Raw genomic sequence first — 19,568 nt, forward strand, 5'->3', positions numbered from 1 at the left:
CGCACCGTCAGATCCGACCGTACCGTCCCGGCATGCCCCTCACGGCGTACGACCTCAGCGGCAGGAGCGCGTTCGTCACCGGTGCGGCGAGCGGGATCGGCCGGGCCTGCGCACTGCTGCTCGCCGAGGCGGGGGCCCGGGTCCACTGCGCCGACCTGGACCGCGAGGGCCTCGGGGAGACCCGCGCGCTGATCATCCGCGCCGGAGGCGCGGCGTACACCCATCCGCTCGATGTCACCGACCGCACCGCCGTGAAGGACGCGGTCGACCGCGTGGTGGCCCGGGAGCGGCGGCTCGACATCCTCGCCGCCGTCGCCGGGGTCACGCACACCAGCACGGTCCTGGAGACCAGGGAGGAGGATCTGGACCGCGTTCTCGCGGTGAACTTCAAAGGGGTCTTCCACGCCTGCCGGGAAGCGGCCCGCGCGATGGTCTCCACCGGCACCCCCGGCGCGATCGTCACCATGGCATCGGGGGCGGTGGACGCCGCACAGGCCGGTCTGGTCTGCTACAGCGCGGCGAAGGCCGCGGTGATCCAGTTGACCCGGACACTGGCGACGGAGCTGGGCCCGCACTCCATCCGGGTGAACGCGGTCGCCCCCGGCTGGATTCGCACCCCCATGACCGACCGCCACGACGCGGCCCGCCGGCGGCGGACCGAGGCGGCGATGGCCCGGATCTCCCCGCTGGGCCGGGTCGGCGAGGCCGGGGAGGTCGCCCACGCGGTACTGCATCTGGTGTCGGACGCGTCCGCCTTCACCACGGGCCAGATCATCCGTCCGAACGGCGGCGCGACGATGCCCTGGTGACGGAGGCCTCCACCGCGCCCCGGGCCTCCGCCACGGCCCGGCGGACACCTCCGCGGGCCCGGTGGGCCGTCACATGCACCGGCAGCAGGCTGAGTCCCCAGCCGCCGGCCGCCACCGCGCCCTCGACCAGCCCGGACCGCTCGGGAACGAGAACCAGCCGCAGCACGGCCCACCACCAGAGCCCACCGGCGGCGACCGCCGCCAGAGCCAGGGCGATGAGCCCGAGGGTGACCTCGCGACGCGCCATGGATGCCTCCCTCCGGACCACGCTAGACCGGGGCGATCACTCCGGGGAGGGCGCACCGGGTGCAGCACCGGCGCACCCCACCGCGCCCGCCGTCGCCCTCGCGCGCCCGGGCGCGGGCCGGGGCCCGGCGGCGGCGCGGGCCACCGCCGGAGCCGCCCCGACGGGACGAGCCGGCACCCGCGCCGCGCCCGGAGACCCAGGTCGTCTCTTTCGGATGCTGCCGGGGCTCGCGAACCCCGGTACCGCGCCTCGCCGCGCTGCCGTCGGTCGCCGACGCTCCGCGTGGGCTCCCTCCTCCGCCTCGCGATCCACGGCACCGGACCCCGCTCACCGATCCGGCCCGATCCGAAAGAAACTCCCTAGGCACTCTCCGCCTGGAACATCCACGCGTGCTTCTCCAGGTCGGCGGTGAGGCCGATCAGGATGTCCTGGCTCACCGGGTCCGGATCGCCGGTGGCCGAGACGCGCTCACGCATCCGTACGATCACGGCGTCCAGCGCGCGCACGAGCACCTGGACCGCGTCACCGTCCTTGATCCAGCCCTCCGGGACCGTACCGATCGCGCTCTGCGACGCCACGGTCGCGGATCGGCCGTCCGGGGAGACCCCGATCGCGGAACAGCGCTCGGCGACGGTGTCGGAGTGCAGCCGGGCGGTGTCCACCACCTCGTCGAGCTGGAGGTGCACGGACCGGAAGCGCGGGCCGACGACATTCCAGTGGACCTGCTTGGCGACGAGCGAGAGGTCCACCAGATCCACCAGGGCCCCGCGCAGCGCCTCACCGACGGTCTTGAGGTCGGCATCGGACAACGGGCTCTTGACGACAGACATGCATGCCCTCCACTCGGTAGTCGGTGTTTTCCACCATGACATAGGCCCTCGAACCGGACACTCGGGAGGGGTGGTGTGATCCCACCCCGCCCGGACCGGCTTCGCTCAGCGCCTACCCGCGCACGCGGTGCGCAAAAGTCCCCACCGATACCGAAAAATCCCGCCTCGACCGCCCACGCCGCCCAGCCGCCCCGACTGTCCCCACCCGCCCCAGCCGCCGCCCCGAGAGCCCGTCGCCCCGCGGCCACCCGTCGGCCGCCCCGCCGCCGCCTCACCCACCACAAGCAGAAGCCCCGGTCCACCACCCCGTCCAGGGGGCGGCAGCCGGGGCCAGGGCCGGCACCAAACCATGGGGGCGACGGGGCCGCGGGACCGTGGTCCGTACCGCTCCGGCGCCTCTCGTGCCACGGCGCGGGGCCGTGGGCGTCAGGCAGCGACGACGTCGACGGCCTCCGCCGGCGCCTTGATCGTCACCCGCTCCGTCGGTACACCCGCCACCGACGTCACAGAGACGGAATTCAGCATCGAGCGCACCGGCGCGGGCACCGGCTCGCTGGCCGCCGCCGAGGCGGCCAGTTCGGCCAGCGACAGTTCGTCGCTCACCTCGCGCATGAGCTCGGACATCCGTACGTCAAGCGCGTCGCAGATCGCGGAGAGCAGCTCGGAGGAAGCCTCCTTCTGCCCCCGCTCCACCTCGGAGAGATAGCCGAGCGAAACTCGGGCGGACGAGGAGACTTCGCGCAGAGTACGGCCCTGGCGCTGGCGCTGCCGACGCAGCACGTCACCCAGCAGGCGACGGAGCAGAATCATCGGTGGCTCCCTCCTCGGACCGCGTAGCCGCATCCTTCACGCCCCACCGTACCGCCTCGTGCAGCGGCCGTGCGGGGAGCGATGTCGTGTTCACTCAGGGCTGCAAACATCAATTCCCCCCGTTCTGTTCCGTATCCTGTGCCCCCGCCGTCCCCTGGAGTTCGTCCAGCAGCAGCCCGAGCACGCTCCGTACACTCTCTCTACGAATTTCCGCCCGGGTGCCGTTCAACCGCAGCGGGGCGACTTTCCGTATTCCGTCCGGTCCCGCGACGGCCACCAGAACGGTCCCGGCGGGCTGTCCGTCCTGGGGTCCGGGGCCCGCGACGCCGGTGGTGGCGATGCCCCAGCCGGCCCGCAGCACGGTGCGCACACCGGCCGCCATCTGGAGCGCGACCGCCGCATCGACGGGCCCGCGCTCCGCCAGGAGGGTCCCGTCGACGCCCAGCACCTCGCGCTTGACGTCAGTCGCGTAGGCGGTGACGGACCCGCGGAAGGAGCGGGACGCACCGGGCACCCCGGTCAGCTCGGCGGCCACCAGACCGCCCGTGAGCGACTCCGCCACGGCGAGGCTCTCGCCACGCTCCGCGAGCACCGCGAGAACGCGGGCCGCCGTCGTCACAGCGCGCCCCCGGCCGTGCCGCGCTCCTTGGCGAGCCCTCTGCGCCGCAGCAGGATCGCCTGGCGCACATAGTCGAGGCCGGTGAGGACCGTCAGCACGACGGCGAGGGCCATCACCCAGAAGCGGAGCGTGGCGAGCGGCCCGGTCAGCGCCAGGACGTACATCCCGACCGCCGTGCCCTGCGCGAGGGTCTTCAGCTTGCCGCCCCGGCTGGCCGGAATCACACCATGACGGATCACCCAGAAGCGCATGAGCGTGATCCCCAGCTCGCGGAAGAGGATCAGCCCGGTCACCCACCAGGGCAGATCGCCGAGCGAGGAGAGACAGATCAGGCCGGCGGCCATGATCGCCTTGTCGGCGATCGGGTCGGCGATCTTGCCGAAGTCGGTGACCAGGTTGTAGGTGCGGGCCAGATGTCCGTCGAAGATGTCGGTGATCATGGCGACGGCGAACGCCGCCCAGGCCCAGGCCCGCCACGCCGGGTCGTATCCGCCGTCCTGGAGCATCAGCAGGACGAACCCGGGCACCAGCACCAGCCGCAGCATGGTGAGGATGTTGGCGATGTTCCACAGGCTGGCCTGATTGACGGCCGCAGCGCCCAGCTTGCCGCCGGGCGCGGGCCTGCCGGTGCCGCCCCCCGCGGATGCCGGCACTCCGGTCATCTGCCCGCCTCCTCGCCCGGAATCCGCCCTCCGGCCAGGGCCGCATCGCCCGGGGTCCGGTGCCCGTCCCGGGCGTCGTCGTCCGGGGCGCCGTGACCGGACGCCGGGAGGTCCCCGAGGTACTCGGCCACCAGGTCGACACCCTCGGTGCCGACCGCCTTCGCCATGACCATACGGCCCGGGACCAGGCCCTCGCCCGTGGTGAACACGATCTGGCCGTCCGTCTCGGGTGCCTGGTGCGCGGCGCGCCCCACGGCGCCGTCCTCGCCGTCCACCGATTCGACGAGAACCTCCAGGCTCTCGCCGAGCCGCTCCTCGGCGCGCTGCGCGGTGAGTTCCTCCGCGAGCCGCGAGAGATGCGCGAGCCGCTCGCCGATGACCTCGTCGTCGAGCTTGTGCTCGTACGTGGCGGCTTCCGTGCCGTCCTCGTCGGAGTAGCCGAAGACCCCGATGGCGTCGAGCCGGGCGTGCGTCAGGAAGCGCTCCAGCTCGGCGAAGTCGCTCTCGCTCTCGCCGGGGAAGCCGACGATGAAGTTGGAGCGCACACCGGCCTGCGGGGCCTTGGAGCGGATGGTCTCCAGCAGTTCGAGGAACCGGTCCGTGTCGCCGAAGCGGCGCATGGAGCGCAGCACGGCGGGCGCGGAGTGCTGGAAGGAGAGATCGAAGTAGGGCGCGATGCCCGGGGTCGAGGTCAGGACGTCGATCAGGCCGGGGCGCATCTCGGCGGGCTGGAGGTAGCTGACACGCACCCGCTCGATGCCGTCGACCGCCGCCAGTTCGGGCAGCAGGGTCTCCAGGAGGCGGATGTCGCCGAGGTCCTTGCCGTAGGAGGTGTTGTTCTCGGAGACGAGCATGACCTCCTTGACGCCCTGCTCGGCCAGCCAGCGGGTCTCGCCGAGCACATCGCTGGGCCGCCGCGAGATGAAGGAGCCCCGGAAGGAGGGGATGGCGCAGAAGGAGCAGCGCCGGTCGCAGCCGGAGGCGAGCTTGACCGAGGCCACCGGGGAGGTGCCGAGCCGTCGGCGCAGCGGGGCGCGCGGCCCGGAGACCGGAGCGACACCCTCCGGCAGGTCGGGCACGGCGGGGGTCTCGGGCGGGGCCGCGGGGGCTCCGTGGCCCGGCAGGGCCACCCCGCTGGCGCCCTGGCGGTCGGCGGGGCTCAGCGGCAGCAGTTTGCGCCGGTCGCGGGGGGTGTGCGAGGCGTGGACACCGCCGCTGAGGATGGTCTGGAGGCGGTCGGAGATATCGGCGTAGTCGTCGAAGCCGAGGACTCCATCGGCTTCGGGGAGCGCCTCGGCCAGCTCCTTGCCGTACCGCTCGGCCATACAGCCGACGGCGACCACGGCCTGGGTTCTGCCGTGGTCCTTGAGATCGTTGGCTTCGAGAAGGGCGTCGACGGAGTCCTTCTTGGCGGCCTCCACGAAGCCGCAGGTGTTGACGACGGCGACATCCGCGTCGGAGGCTTCCTCGACAAGCTCCCAGCCGTCCGCTGCCAAGCGGCCTGCGAGCTCCTCCGAGTCCACCTCGTTACGGGCGCAGCCAAGAGTGACAAGGGCGACGGTACGGCGTTCGGGCATGGGCTCAAGACTACTTTGTCCTGGCCCACGCCCCTGCCGCGAGGGCGCCCCGAGCGGCCGGACGGAGCGTACCGGCCGGTACGGGAGGGGGCGCCGCGGGCGCGTGCTCAGCCGACCTGGGGGTCGCCCTCGGTGTACGACAGGCGCTCGACCTGGCCCGGCCTGAACTCGTCCTCGATCTTCTTGCCGTTGACATACAGCTCGATCGCGCCGGCGTTGCCGAGAATGAGATCGATCCGCTCGTCGTCCTGGAAGGTCTTGGAGTCGCCGCGGGCGAGCGTTCCGTCGAAGATCAGCTTGCCGTTGTGGGACCTGGCGGAGATCCAGCTCTTGTCGTCGACGACGGTGAGCTTGACCGTGACCTTGTCCTTGGGCACGGCGGCGATGGCGCTGTCGGAGGGGTCGGGCTTGGGGTCGGCGGGCTTGGTGCTCGGCGCCGCTGAGGACTTCCCGGGCGCCGGGCCCTCGGCGACCTGGCCGCCGCGGCCCGGCTCGTCGCCGCCACCGCCGAAGAGGGTGAAACCGACGAAGCCGACCACGGCGACGATGGCGGCGACCATGGCCGCGGTCCAGTTGGGGCGCCGCGGCTCGGGCCTGATCCGCTCGGCCTCGAAGAGCGGCGCGGCGGGGGTCGGCGCGGGCCGCCCGCCGTGCTCGGAGTCGTACTGCGCGACGAGCGGGCCGGGAGCGAGCCGGACCGCCTGGGCGATCATTCGGATGTGCCCGCGCGCGTACACATCGCCGCCGCTGCGGCCGAAGTCGTCCTGCTCGATGGCCTGGATGATCGGGACCCGCACCCTGGTGGCGGCACTGACCTCGTCAAGGGTCAGACCTGCGGCGATACGGGCCTCGTGAAGGACACGTCCGATGGAGGGCCGGTCGTCCTCGAAGGAAGGCCGGTCGTCTTCGGGGGAGTTGCCGATGGACACGAGGGCGCCTTTCGAGCGTGTAACCACCTGCTGGAGGTTCAGTGTATGGCTGGTACGAAAGGTTGGGGCAACCGGGCGACCGGTGTTTGTACGCCATCGGAAGGGCCGGTGCCCCCGGTGGCTCCGGGACGGTTCTCCGCCCCTTCTCTCCAACTTGACGTACGACCGGGGGAAACGGTTGCCCGCCAATCCCCCGCCGAGCCGAACCCTTACGGGTGAGGCTCCCCCCGGATCACGGCGAGCACTCCCTCCAGCTCCTCAGGTTTCACCAGAACGTCACGTGCCTTGGACCCCTCGCTCGGGCCGACGACGTTCCGCGACTCCATGAGGTCCATCAGCCGTCCGGCCTTGGCGAAGCCCACCCGCAGCTTCCGCTGGAGCATGGAGGTGGACCCGAACTGCGTCGACACGACGAGTTCGGCGGCCTGGCAGAGGAGGTCGAGATCGTCGCCGATCTCCTCGTCGATCTCCTTCTTCTGCCGGGAGCCGACCACCACGTCGTCCCGGAAGACGGGCGCCATCTGATCCTTGCAGTGCTGGACGACCACCGCGACCTCGTCCTCGGTGACGAAGGCGCCCTGCATCCGGGTGGGCTTGTTGGCGCCCATCGGCAGGAAGAGCCCATCGCCCTTGCCGATCAGCTTCTCCGCGCCCGGCTGGTCGAGGATGACCCGGCTGTCGGCGAGCGAGGAGGTGGCGAACGCGAGCCTGGACGGCACATTCGCCTTGATCAGACCGGTGACGACATCGACGGACGGCCGCTGGGTCGCCAGTACCAGATGGATGCCGGCGGCGCGCGCCAGCTGGGTGATCCGGACGATGGCGTCCTCGACGTCGCGCGGGGCCACCATCATCAGATCCGCCAGCTCGTCCACGATGACCAGCAGATACGGATAGGGCTGGAGCTCGCGCCCGCTGCCCTCGGGCGGTTTGACCTTGCCGGCGCGGACGGCCTGGTTGAAGTCGTCGATGTGCCGGTAGCCGTAGGCGGCGAGGTCGTCGTAGCGCAGATCCATCTCGCGGACGACCCACTGGAGCGCCTCGGCGGCCCGCTTGGGGTTGGTGATGATCGGGGTGATCAGGTGCGGGATGCCCTCGTACGCGGTCAGCTCGACCCGCTTGGGGTCGACCAGCACCATCCGGACATCCTCCGGGGTCGCCCTTATCATCACCGAAGTGATCAAACAGTTGATACAGGACGACTTTCCGGAGCCGGTGGCTCCGGCGACCAGGATGTGCGGCATCTTGGCGAGGTTGGCCATCACATAACCGCCCTCGACGTCCTTGCCCAGCGCGACCAGCATCGGGTGGTCGTCCTCGGCGGCGTCCGCGAGCCGGAGCACATCGCCGAGGTTGACCATCTCGCGGTCGGTGTTGGGGATCTCGATGCCGACGGCCGACTTCCCCGGGATCGGCGAGATGATCCGTACGTCGGGACTGGCGACGGCGTACGCGATGTTCTTGGTCAGCGCGGTGATCCGCTCGACCTTCACCGCCGGGCCCAGCTCCACCTCGTACCGGGTGACGGTCGGGCCCCGGGTGAAACCGGTGACGGCGGCGTCGACCTTGAACTCCATGAAGACATTGGTGAGCGAGGCGACGATCGCGTCATTGGCGGCGCTGCGGGTCTTGCCGGGCCCGCCGCGCTCCAGCAGATCCAGCGAGGGCAGCGCGTAGGTGATGTCCCCGGAGAGCTGGAGCTGCTCGGCCCGGGCCGGCAGCTCGGGCGAACGCTCCGGCGCCGGCTTGGTCAGATCGGGTACGGAGCCCCCGGCGGTACGGTCCGGTCCGGAGCCCTCGCCGGGGCGGCGGGCCGCCGGCCCGCGCGCGGGCGGCACCGGCGACGGGGCGCGGTCCCGGTCCGCCGTCACGTCCCGGGTCAGATCGGCGACCAGCGGCGAGGGCGGCAGCCCGTTGTACACCGCCCCGTCGAGCGCGGCGGCGGCTGCCGCCGCCACGTCCACGGCGTCCGGCGAGCGGTCGCCGGAGCCCTTGCGGGGCCGGCGGCGGCGCGGGGGCTCGTCGGAGCCGGCCGGGTCCTGGTCCTCCGGGTCCCCGCCGGGCTGCGCCGGACCGCGCCGCCTCCGCCCGGGGACCGCCTCGCGCCACTGCTCCTCGTACCGCCGGTCGTCCTCCGGGTCCCCGGGAACGCCGTGCTCCACGGGCGCCACCAGCCCCAGCCGGGAGCCGAGGAGGCGCAGCCGCTGCGGGATGGCGGCGACGGGCGTGGCGGTGACCACCAGCAGCCCGAAGACGGTGACCAGCACCAGCAGCGGAACGGCGAGGATCGTGCCCACCAGGAAGATCAGTGGCGTGCCGGCGCCCCAGCCGATCAGCCCGCCCGCGTCCTGGATCGCCTCGGTGTCCGCGCGCTCGGGCGCGCCGCAGGCGATGTGCACCTGCCCGAGCACCCCGATGACCAGCGCGGAGAGACCGATCACGATCCGGCCGTTGGCGTCGGGCTTCTCGGGGTGGAGGATCAGCCGGACGGCGATGACACCCAGCAGTATCGGCACCAGCAGATCGAGCCTGCCGAACGCCGTGGTCACCAGCAGCTCGACCAGATCGCCGACCGGTCCGCGCAGATTGGACCAGGTACCGGCGGCGACGATCAGCGCGATACCGAGGAGAAGCAGCGCCAGACCGTCCTTGCGGTGGGCCGGGTCGAGCCCTTTCGCGCCCCGCCCTATGCCGCGGAACACGGCGCCCACGGCATGGGCGACCCCGAGCCAGCAGGCGCGCACGAGCCGGTAGAGGCCCCCGGTGGGCGAGGGCGCCGGCTTCGGCGGCGGTTTCCGGGCGGCCGTCTTCTTCGCGGGCGGCCGCTTGGCCACGGCCTTCTTCGCGGGCGCGCTCTTCCTGGGGGCGGGACCCTTGACGGGGCTCCGCGCGGATTTCTTCGCGGCGCTCGCAGCGGCGGCGGCGGCGCTGGTACGGCCGGCGCGCGGTTTGGCGGTGCCCGCCGTGTCCTGAGAACCCTTGCCGGACGTACGTGAGGCCATGGTGGTGAGGTTACCGGTGCCGGGGGCGGTGGACACGTGTGCCCACACCTTCACCCGTTCGTGTCGCCGACTCGCTGCCGACGGGGTGACGCCCTCTCAGCCGGGAGAGAGCGCCCACGACCCACGGGCCCGACGCCCCCGGCTCCGCGCTCCGGCCCCGCCGCGCGGGTCAGTTCTGCGAGGGCGGGGCGGGGAGTGAGCCGGTGCCCGGCTCCAGGGCGTCCAGCGCCCGGCGGAGACCGGTGAGCTTCCGTTCGAGATGGGCCGCGGTGGCGACGGCGGCGCCGTCCGACGATTCGTCGTCCAACTGTTTGGACAGCGCTTCCGCCTGCTCCTCGACCGCCGCGAGCCGCGCCGACAGCTCGGCGAGCAGCCCCACCGACTCCCGGCCGGCGCTCCCCACCCCGACCGCACTCGGCTGGACACCGCCACCGCTGTCGAGCTGGAGCCGCAGCAGCGCCGCCTGCTCACGCAGTTGGCAGTTCTTCATGTACAGCTCGACGAAGACCGAGACCTTCGCCCGCAGCACCCATGGATCGAACGGCTTGGAGATGTAGTCCACCGCGCCCGCCGCGTAACCACGGAAGGTGTGGTGCGGGCCGTGGTTGATCGCGGTGAGAAAAATAATCGGGATGTCGCGGGTCCGCTCCCGGCGCTTGATGTGCGCCGCGGTCTCGAATCCGTCCATGCCGGGCATCTGCACATCCAGCAGGATGACCGCGAAGTCGTCCGTCAGCAGCGCCTTGAGCGCTTCCTCCCCTGACGATGCCCGCACCAGTGTCTGATCGAGCGCGGAGAGAATGGCCTCCAGCGCCAGCAGATTCTCCGGCCGGTCATCGACCAGGAGGATCTTGGCCTTCTGCACCATGCCCCGTCCTCCTCGCCCCGGCCTGGGGTCTCCCCGGCTCCAGGAGCCGGAGAACGCGCCCTGCGCGGCCCCAGGGGGCGACTTGCTTGCGTCGCCCAATGTTGTGCCGGTCATGGTAGCCCCACCCTGCCCGTCGCCACACCCTGTCACCAGGATGTCACCGCGCACGTAGCGGAAACGTAAAGAAAGAGCGGAAGGTTCCCGTGTACGGCACCGTTCCGCGCCGCCGTCGGCCACGGTCGGTCAGCACGGAGCCGGTACGGGCCCCCCGGGCACCCCGCCGGGCGGGGCGGTCCGGGGGCCCTCCGCTCACCGCCGACGCATCCACTGCTCCATCACGGAGAGCAGATGATCGGGGTCGACGGGCTTGGTGACATAGTCCGACGCCCCCGACTCGATCGCCTTCTCCCGGTCGCCCTTCATCGCCTTCGCGGTGAGTGCGATGATCGGCAGCCCGGCGAACTGCGGCATCCGCCGGATGGCGGTCGTGGTCGCGTACCCGTCCATCTCCGGCATCATGATGTCCATCAGAACCACCGTCAGATCGTCGTGCTGCTCCAGCACTTCGATGCCCTCCCGGCCGTTCTCCGCGTACAGCACCGTCAGCCCGTTCTGCTCCAGCACACTGGTGAGCGCGAAGACATTGCGGATGTCGTCGTCGACGATCAGCACCTTCTCGTTGTCGAAGTGGAAGGTGCGCCGCGGCTCCGGTGGCTCCGGCGCGGGCTGGTGGGCGGCCGCACCGGGCCGGCCCTGGCCACCGGCGGAGGGAGCCGGAGCACCGGCGGCGGGCAGCGCGGTCCGCTCCTCCGTGGCGCCGATCGCCTTCCGCCGCCGGCGGAAGAGGGTGGCCGACCCCGAGTGCGGCTCCATCAGCACCTGGTGCTCCGGCTGCGCGACACCGGTCTCCGCGCTCTGCGGATCGGGGCCCGTGCCATGCCCGTTGGGCGGCAGCTCGCTCGGGTGCAGCGGCAGATAGAGCGTGAAGGTGGAGCCCCGGCCCGGCTCGCTCGCCGCGTGGATCTCGCCGCCGAGCAGCCGGGCGATCTCCCGGCTGATGGAGAGCCCGAGCCCGGTGCCGCCGTACTTGCGGCTGGTGGTGCCGTCCGCCTGCTTGAACGCCTCGAAGATCACCCGCATCTTGCCCGCGGCGATCCCGATCCCGGTGTCCGTCACCGAGAAGGCGATCAGATCGGCGTCCGCGTCCCGCAGCGAACCGACCTCCAGCAACTGCTCCCGGATCGACTGGGGCACATCCGCGTTGGCCGGGCGGATGACCAGCTCCACCGCGCCGGAGTCGGTGAACTTCACCGCGTTCGACAGCAGATTGCGCAGCACCTGCAACAGCCGCTGCTCATCGGTGTGCAGCGTCGCGGGCAGCTCCGGCGAGACCCGCACGGAGAAGTCGAGCCCCTTCTCCGCCGTCAGCGGCCGGAACGTCGCCTCCACATAGTCGACGAGCTGGACCAGCGCGATCCGCGTCGGACTGACATCCATCTTGCCCGCCTCGACCTTCGACAGATCGAGGATGTCGTTGATGAGCTGGAGCAGATCCGAACCCGCTCCGTGGATGGTCTCCGCGAACTCCACCTGCTTCGGGGAGAGATTGCCCTCCGCGTTGTCGGCGAGCAGCTTGGCGAGGATCAGCAGCGAGTTCAGCGGGGTGCGCAGCTCGTGCGACATGTTCGCCAGGAACTCGCTCTTGTACCGCATCGACACGGCCAGCTGCTCGGCCCGCTCCTCCAGAACCTGCCGGGCCTCCTCGATCTCGGTGTTCTTGACCTCGATGTCACGATTCTGCTGAGCCAGCAGCTCCGCCTTCTCCTCCAGTTCGGCATTGGACGACTGGAGTGCCTTCTGCCGGTTCTCCAGCTCGGCGGAGCGCTCCCGCAGCTGCTCGGTCAGCTCCTGCGACTGCTTGAGCAGCACCTCGGTCTTGGTGTTGACGCTGATGGTGTTGACGCTCGTCGCGATCATCTCGGCGATCTGGTTGAGGAAGTCCCGCTGGATCTGGGTGAACGGCTGGAACGACGCCAGCTCGATCACTCCGAGCACCTTCCCCTCGAAGAGCACCGGCAGCACGATCACATACGCCGGGGACGCCTCCCCCAGCCCGGACGAGATCTTCAGATACCCCGGCGGCACATTGACCTGGATGGTCCGCTTCTCCTCGGCCGCCGTCCCGATCAGGGTCTCACCGGGCCGGAACGAGGTCGGCATCAGACCGGCGGAGTAGCCGTAGCTGGCCCGCATGACCAGCTCGTACGAGGAGTCCCCCGAGCTGCCGACGACATCCTGGCCGCCCGTCTGCATCGCCAGGAAGAACGCCCCGTGCTGGGCCGAGACGACGGGCGTCAGCTCGCTCATGATCAGCGAGGCGACGTCGTCCAGGTCGCGCCGCCCCTGCATCAGACCGGAGATCCGGGCCAGATTGCCCTTCAGCCAGTCCTGCTCCTCATTGGCGAGGGTGGTGTCACGGAGGTTGGCGATCATGGTGTTGATGTTGTCCTGGAGGACCTGGATCTCTCCGGCCGCGTCCACATCGATCTTCAGATTGAGATCGCCCCTGGTCACCGCCGTGGCGACGGCGGCGATCGCGCGCACCTGGCGGGTCAGATTCCCGGCCATCTCATTCACCGACTCGGTGAGGTCGCGCCAGGTGCCGTCGACGTCGCGCACCCGCGCCTGACCGCCGAGCTGTCCGTCCGTGCCCACTTCACGGGCGACCCGGGTGACCTCCCCGGCGAACGACGACAGCTGGTCGACCATCGTGTTGATGGTCGTCTTCAGCTCCAGGATCTCGCCCCGGGCGTCGATATCGATCTTCCGGGTGAGATCGCCCTGGGCGATGGCGGTGGTGACCGTGGCGATCTGCCGCACCTGACCGGTCAGATTGGACGCCATCGAGTTCACGGACTCGGTGAGGTCCTTCCACGTACCGGAGACACCCGGCACATGGGCCTGGCCGCCGAGCCTGCCGTCGGTGCCGACCTCGCGGGCCACCCGGGTCACCTCGTCCGCGAACGAGGAGAGCGTCGTCACCATGGTGTTGACCGTGTCCGCCAGCTCCGCGACCTCGCCGCGCGCCTCGACGGTCACCTTCTTGGTCAGATCGCCGCCCGCGACCGCCGCCGAGACCCGGGCGATGTTGCGGACCTGGCTGGTCAGGTTGTTGGCCATCAGATTGACGTTGTCGCTGAGGTCCTTCCAGATGCCGGTGACACCGCGCACCCGCGCCTGACCGCCCAGTACGCCTTCCGTCCCCACCTCGCGGGCGACCCGGGTCACCTCGTCCGCGAAGTCCGAGAGCTGGTCCACCATGGTGTTCACGGTCGTGACCAGTTCGAGGATCTCGCCCTTGGCATCGACGGTGATCTTCTTCGAGAGGTCCCCCTTGGCGACCGCGGTGGTCACCTCGGCGATGTTGCGCACCTGGGACGTGAGGTTGTTCGCCATGAAGTTGACGGACTGGGTGAGGTCCTTCCAGGTGCCCGAGACGCCCTGGACCTCCGCCTGGCCGCCGAGGATGCCCTCGGTGCCCACCTCGCGCGCGACCCTGGTGACCTGCTCCGCGAAGTTGGAGAGCTGATCGACCATGGTGTTGAGGGTGTTCTTCAGCTCCTGGATCTCACCGCGCGCGTCCACCTCGATCTTCTGGGAGAGGTCACCGCGCGCCACCGCCGTGGCGACCTGCGCGATATTGCGCACCTGCGAGGTGAGGTTGCCCGCCATCCCGTTGACGGAGTCCGTGAGATCGCGCCACACACCCGCGACGCCCGGCACCTGGGCCTGACCGCCGAGCCTGCCGTCCGTACCGACCTCACGGGCCACCCTGGTGACCTGCTCGGCGAAGGCGGAGAGCTGGTCGACCATCGTGTTGATGGTGTTCTTCAGTTCGAGGATCTCACCGCGCGCGTCGACGTCGATCTTCTGGGAGAGATCGCCGCGCGCCACCGCCGTCGTCACCTGGGCGATCTGGCGCACCTGGGAGGTGAGGTTCCCGGCCATGAAGTTGACCGAGTCGGTCAGCTCCTTCCAGGTGCCGCTGACGCCCTCGACCCGCGCCTGACCACCGAGCCGGCCCTCGGTTCCCACGTCCCGGGCCATCCCGGTGACCTGGTCCGCGAAGGACGACAGCTGCGCCACCATCGTGTTGACGGTGTTCTTCAGCTCCAGCATCTCGCCGGCGACATTGACCGTGACCTTCTGCGACAGATCGCCGTTGGCGACCGCCGTCGTCACCTGGGCGATGTCCCGGACCTGACCCGTGAGGTTGCGGAAGGCCGTGTTCACCGAGTCGGTGAGGTCCTTCCACGTGTTCGCGGCGCCGGGCACGTGCGCCTGGCCGCCGAGCCGGCCCTCGACACCGACCTCACGGGCCACCCGCGTGACCTCGGAACCGAACGACTGGAGCTGGTCGACCATCGTATTGACGGTGTTCTTCAGCTCCAGCATCTCGCCCGCCACGTCGACCGTGACCTTCTGCGACAGATCGCCGTTGGCCACCGCCGTCGTCACCTGGGCGATATCGCGGACCTGCGTGGTCAGATTGCGGAAGACGGTGTTGACCGAGTCGGTGAGATCCTTCCAGGTCCCGGCCGCGCCGGGCACCTGGGCCTGGCCGCCGAGCAGCCCCTCGGCACCGACCTCGCTCGCCACCCGGGTGACCTCGTCCGCGAAGGTGCGGAGCGTCTCGGTCATCTGGTTGATCGTCTCGGCGAGCTGGGCGACCTCGCCGCGCGCGCTCACCGTGACCTTCTGCGACAGATCGCCGTTGGCGACCGCCGTCGTCACCTCGGCGATCCCCCGCACCTGCGAGGTGAGGTTCCCCGCCATGGTGTTGACCGAGTCGGTCAGGTCCTTCCACACACCGGCCACGCCCGGGACCTCGGCCTGACCGCCCAGCTCCCCCTCAGTGCCCACCTCACGGGCGACCCGGGTGACCTCGGAGCCCAGGGACTGGAGCTGGTCCACCATGGTGTTGACGGTGTTCTTCAGCTCCAGCATCTCGCCGTTCACATGAACGGTGACCTTCTGGGAGAGATCGCCCTGCGCGACGGCCGTGGTCACCAGCGCGATGTCCCGCACCTGGGAGGTCAGCCGGAAGGCCATCTGGTTGACCGAGTCGGTGAGGCCCTTCCAGGAGCCGGACACCCCCCGGATCTGCGCCTGGCCGCCGAGCTTGCCCTCGGTGCCGACCTCCAGGGCCACCCGGGTCACCTCGTCGGTGAAGACCGACAACTGGTCCACCAGGCTGTTCACGGTCCGCGCGACCTTCAGGAACTCACCGCGCAACGGGCGCACCGAGCCGTCGTCCCCGTGCGAGCGCAGCTCCATCCGCTGCTGCAGATCGCCCTCCGCGACCGCGGAGAGCACCCGGCCCACCTCGGAGACCGGCCGGGAGAGATCGTCCACCAGCCCGTTGGAGGCGTCGATCGCCGCGGCCCAGGAGCCCTCGCAGGCCCCCGTCTCCAGCCGTTCCGTGAGTTTCCCCTCACGCCCCACGACTCTGCGCACCCGTGCCAGCTCACCCGTGAGATGCAGATTCCGGTCGGCGACCTCGTTGTAGACGGCCGCGATCTCGGCCATCACATCGTCGCCCGACACGGTCAGGCGCCTGCGAAAATTCCCGTCGCGCAGGGAGACAAGGCCGGCCAGGAGCCTGTTCAGGGCTGCCGTGTCGACCTCAGTTGTCCCATTGCTCCGGGATCGTCCGCCTTTCGTACGCGTGCTTGTGCCACGCGCCGCCGTGCCAGACTCCACCGTGTCCCTCCCGCAGGGGTTGACCGTACTGCCCGAGCTGTATCGGGCAGCCTGCCCAGTGTTTCACCCATGCGGAACCAGGCCATAACAGTTCGGCAGCTTCGCATAACAGTCCCCACCCCTCCCAGGGCGGAAACAGCGGTGACCGGCATCCGCTCGGACAGCGAAGGTAAGTAACCTGGCATCCGGCTGTCCAACCGCCCGGTCCGCCCGGCCGGGTCGGCGCGGGCACGGGAACCACCACCGGGCACCGGGAGGGGCAGGCCGATCATGGCGGAGCCGGGCGTCGAAACACGTACGAGGAGTTCTGTGATCACCGCCCGGGCGGCTGCCAGCTTCGACCCCGTCGGACGGTCCGTCGCGACGGCCCGTGCCTTTGTCCGCGACACCCTCCAGGGGTGGGGGTACAGCGAAGTCGTCGACGACGCGGTGGTCCTCACCAGCGAACTGGTCACCAACGCTGTGATCCACGCCGGGACCTCCGCCGATGTGCTCTGTCTGCGCGCGGCCGACAGCGTCCGTGTCGAGGTGGGCGACCGCTATCCCGAACGCGAGGTCCCCCTCCAGGCCGCCGGCCAGAGCTTCGCCGCCCTGGACAGCGAGAACGGCCGCGGGCTGCTGCTCTGCTCCGCCCTCGCCTCCCGCTGGGGCGTCGAGTACACCCCCACCCACAAACAGGTGTGGTTCCAGCTCGACCTCCCCCAGCGCCCCGTGGGCACCCGCTCCGCGGGCCCGGCCCTCCCCACCGCCCTGCTGCCCGTCGCCGACGAACGCGTCCGCGTCGCCGTCGCCCAGATCGACGCGACCGGCGCCATCGCCGTCTGGAACGCGGACGCGGAACACCTCTTCGGGTACGCGGCCGAACAGGTCATCGGCAAACCCCTCGGCGACTTCGCCGCCTGGCCGCACACCCCCGGCATCGGCACCGGGATCGCCGAGGCCCTCCAGCTCTCCCGCTGGGAAGGCAGCTACGGCATCCGGGGCATCGACGGCCGTGTCATCCCCGTGTACGCGTCCCATCTGCGGGTACGCGACTCCCACGGCGACCCCTCCACCGTCTGTCTGCTCGTCCGCGACGACGAGCGCGCCGTCCTCCAGACCCCGCAGCGCGTCCCGGTCACCGACTCCGGCAGCGAGAACAGCACCACGGACCCGTTCGAGGTCTTCATCGGCTCCCCCGCCCCCGACGACCTCGACGGACTGCTCCAGCGCACCGTGGAACGCGCCCGCGACATGCTCGACGGCGACGCCGCGTTCCTGCTGCTGGCCACCGACGACGAGACCGAGCTGGAGGTGCGGGCCACCACCGGGCTTCCCTCGGCCCGCCAGCGGTTCGCCCGCGTCCCCGTCGAGGCCGGCACCGGACGGTACGGCTCCGCCCGGATGCCCGCCGTCCACGAGGACCTGACCGCCGTCCCCGGCGCGGTCCCGCTGCTCAACTCCACCGGCATGCGCTCGGTCGTCACCGTCCCGCTCAAGGTCGAGGGCCGGCTCACCGGCTCCCTGGGCGTCGCCGCCGAGTCGGCCGGCCGGTACTCCAACGAGGAGGCCCTGCGCCTCCAGTTCGCCGCCGACCGCATCGCACTCGCCGTCGAGTCCGCCCGCCTCGGAGAGCTGGAACGGCTCCGCCGGGGCTCCCTCTCCTTCCTCGTCGAGGCGTCCGACCTGCTGGCCGGAACGCTCGACCGCGACCAGACACTGGCCCTCATGGCCCAGATGACGGTCCCGACCCTGGCCACCTGGTGTGCCGTCTACACCATCGCCGACCAGGCATCCGACCCCTATCTCAGCTATGTGCTCCACGAGGACGAGGAGCGCATCGACGGTCTCAAGGCCCTGCTCTCCAAGATCGCCCCGCCGGACCCGGTGCCGACCCCCGGCGCCCGCGTCTGGAACGCACCCGCCCGGGCCGGCCAGCAGGCCGCCCTGCTCACCGCCAAGCGGGAACTGGGCCTCGGCTCGGCCTCCCCCGTCTCCTCCGGCATCGGCACCACCCGTGCCACGGCCGCGGCCGTCGGCGGCGAGACCGTCGTCCTGCCCCTGGTGGCGCGGAACCGCGTCATCGGCATGCTGACCCTCGGCAAGCCCTCGGACGACCACTTCCGCCAGGAGATCCTGGAGCTAGCCGAGGACCTCTCCCGCCGGGCCGCCCTCGCCCTGGACAACGCCCGGCTGTACTCGGAACGCGTGGCCATCAGCCAGTCCCTCCAGCGCAGCCTGCTCCCCCCGGAACAGCCCACCATCCCCGGCGTCGAGGTCGAGGTCATCTACCGCGCCGCCGGCGAGGGCAACGAGGTGGGCGGCGACTTCTACGACCTCTTCCCCATCCGCGAGGGCGTGTACGGCTTCGCCATCGGCGACGTCTGCGGTACGGGCCCCGAGGCCGCGGCCGTCACCGGCCTGGCCCGCCACGCCCTGCGTCTGCTGGCCCGCGAGGGCTTCGGCGGCCCGGCCGTGCTCGAACGCCTCAACGCCGCCATCCTCGACGAGGGCGCCCGCAGCCGCTTTCTCACCCTCCTCTACGGCGAACTGCGCCCCCAGGAGGACGGCAGCGCCCTTCTCAAGATCGTCTGCGCCGGCCATCCGCTCCCGCTCCGCCTCCGCCAGGACGGCACGGTGGAGCCGGCCGCCGAGCCGCAGCCGCTCCTCGGCGTCATGGACGACCTGGAGCTGTACGAGCAGATGGTGACCCTGGACCCGGGCGATGTCCTGCTCTGTGTCACCGACGGGGTCACCGAGCGCCGCGAGGGCACCCGCATGCTGGGTGACGAGGGCCTGACGGAGGTCCTCACCGGCTGCACGGGCCTCACCGCGGGCGCGGTCGCCACCCGTGTCCTGCGCGCGGTGGAACGCTTCGCGGCGGAGCCGGCCTCCGACGACATGGCCATCCTCGCCATGCGTATCCCGGAGCCCGAGAAGTCCTGAGAGAAGAAGAGGGCCGTCGCTCATCGAGCGACGGCCCTCTTTCCTTCGGATCTCCTGTGCCGGGAGGGACGCCGGGGAACGCAGAAAAGCCCCCGCCAGTGGCGAGGGCCTTCTTCATCTTTCTTCAGAGCCCCAATACGGAATCGAACCGTAGACCTTCTCCTTACCATGGAGACGCTCTGCCGACTGAGCTATTGGGGCGTGCTCAGCCCCTGGATCGTGAAGATCCAGGGGACTGAGGCTAAAAATTGTTCGGCGGCGTCCTACTCTCCCACAGGGTCCCCCCTGCAGTACCATCGGCGCTGAAAGGCTTAGCTTCCGGGTTCGGAATGTAACCGGGCGTTTCCCTAACGCTATAACCACCGAAACACTATGAAACAAACAAACACAACCCGCCGGCCAAAAAAAGGGGTTGTTCGTGGTTTCAGAACCAACACAGTGGACGCGAGCAACTGAGGACAAGCCCTCGGCCTATTAGTACCGGTCACCTCCACACCTCACGGTGCTTCCAGATCCGGCCTATCAAC

General features: G+C 70.6%; 12 protein-coding genes, 1 tRNA gene and 1 rRNA gene. 2 read left to right on the forward strand and 12 right to left on the reverse strand.

From position 1 onward, the window contains the following. Positions 1 to 32: 32 nt before the first annotated feature. The gene (locus ABT122_RS01600; RefSeq protein WP_351543588.1) at positions 33 to 809 is read left to right on the forward strand and encodes an SDR family NAD(P)-dependent oxidoreductase; all 777 of its coding nucleotides are present in this window, start codon (positions 33 to 35) and stop codon (positions 807 to 809) included. On the opposite strand, the gene ABT122_RS01605 is transcribed toward ABT122_RS01600, so the two are convergent. The 10 genes from ABT122_RS01605 to ABT122_RS01650 form a co-directional block, all read right to left on the reverse strand. Further along, entirely contained in the window at positions 772 to 1,056 is a 285-nt protein-coding gene (locus ABT122_RS01605; RefSeq protein WP_351543591.1) for a hypothetical protein, read from the reverse strand. The genes ABT122_RS01600 and ABT122_RS01605 overlap by 38 nt on opposite strands. Positions 1,057 to 1,415: 359 nt before the next feature. Continuing rightward, positions 1,416 to 1,886: a Dps family protein gene (locus tag ABT122_RS01610; RefSeq protein WP_351543594.1), complete on the reverse strand. Its 471-nt coding sequence runs from the start codon at positions 1,884 to 1,886 to the stop codon at positions 1,416 to 1,418. Between the two features lie 426 nt (positions 1,887 to 2,312). Then, complete coding sequence (locus ABT122_RS01615; RefSeq protein ID WP_351543597.1) at positions 2,313 to 2,696, reverse strand: helix-turn-helix domain-containing protein; 384 nt, start codon at positions 2,694 to 2,696, stop codon at positions 2,313 to 2,315. Between the two features lie 109 nt (positions 2,697 to 2,805). Beyond that, a complete protein-coding gene (locus ABT122_RS01620; protein WP_351543600.1) occupies positions 2,806 to 3,315 on the reverse strand; it encodes a CinA family protein in 510 nt (169 codons plus the stop codon). Further along, the gene (gene pgsA, locus ABT122_RS01625; protein WP_351543603.1) at positions 3,312 to 3,977 is read right to left on the reverse strand and encodes a CDP-diacylglycerol--glycerol-3-phosphate 3-phosphatidyltransferase; all 666 of its coding nucleotides are present in this window, start codon (positions 3,975 to 3,977) and stop codon (positions 3,312 to 3,314) included. The genes ABT122_RS01620 and pgsA overlap by 4 nt, the downstream gene beginning before the upstream one ends. Continuing rightward, entirely contained in the window at positions 3,974 to 5,554 is a 1,581-nt protein-coding gene (gene rimO / locus ABT122_RS01630; RefSeq protein ID WP_351543606.1) for a 30S ribosomal protein S12 methylthiotransferase RimO, read from the reverse strand. Before rimO ends, pgsA begins: the two co-directional genes overlap by 4 nt. Positions 5,555 to 5,661: 107 nt before the next feature. Continuing rightward, entirely contained in the window at positions 5,662 to 6,483 is an 822-nt protein-coding gene (locus tag ABT122_RS01635; RefSeq protein WP_351543609.1) for a helix-turn-helix domain-containing protein, read from the reverse strand. Positions 6,484 to 6,692: 209 nt separating this feature from the next. Next, positions 6,693 to 9,485, reverse strand: coding sequence for an FtsK/SpoIIIE family DNA translocase (locus ABT122_RS01640; RefSeq protein ID WP_351543612.1), 2,793 nt, complete (start codon positions 9,483 to 9,485; stop codon positions 6,693 to 6,695). Between the two features lie 169 nt (positions 9,486 to 9,654). Further along, entirely contained in the window at positions 9,655 to 10,353 is a 699-nt protein-coding gene (locus ABT122_RS01645) for a response regulator (RefSeq protein WP_351543615.1), read from the reverse strand. Between the two features lie 309 nt (positions 10,354 to 10,662). Beyond that, positions 10,663 to 16,116, reverse strand: a complete 5,454-nt coding sequence (locus ABT122_RS01650) for a HAMP domain-containing protein (RefSeq protein ID WP_351543618.1) — start codon at positions 16,114 to 16,116, stop codon at positions 10,663 to 10,665. A 270-nt stretch (positions 16,117 to 16,386) separates the two neighbouring features. On the opposite strand from ABT122_RS01650, the gene ABT122_RS01655 reads away from it, so the two are divergent. Next, positions 16,387 to 19,041: a SpoIIE family protein phosphatase gene (locus ABT122_RS01655; protein ID WP_351543621.1), complete on the forward strand. Its 2,655-nt coding sequence runs from the start codon at positions 16,387 to 16,389 to the stop codon at positions 19,039 to 19,041. 128 nt (positions 19,042 to 19,169) lie between these two features. Here ABT122_RS01655 and ABT122_RS01660 read toward each other — a convergent pair. After that, positions 19,170 to 19,242 (reverse strand) — tRNA-Thr (locus tag ABT122_RS01660). Between the two features lie 49 nt (positions 19,243 to 19,291). Beyond that, positions 19,292 to 19,408: ribosomal RNA gene (rrf, locus tag ABT122_RS01665) — 5S ribosomal RNA — on the reverse strand. Positions 19,409 to 19,568 lie beyond the last annotated feature (160 nt).

The sequence above is a fragment of the Streptomyces sp. NPDC001985 genome (assembly GCF_040296845.1).
In the GTDB taxonomy this organism is placed as follows: domain Bacteria; phylum Actinomycetota; class Actinomycetes; order Streptomycetales; family Streptomycetaceae; genus Streptomyces.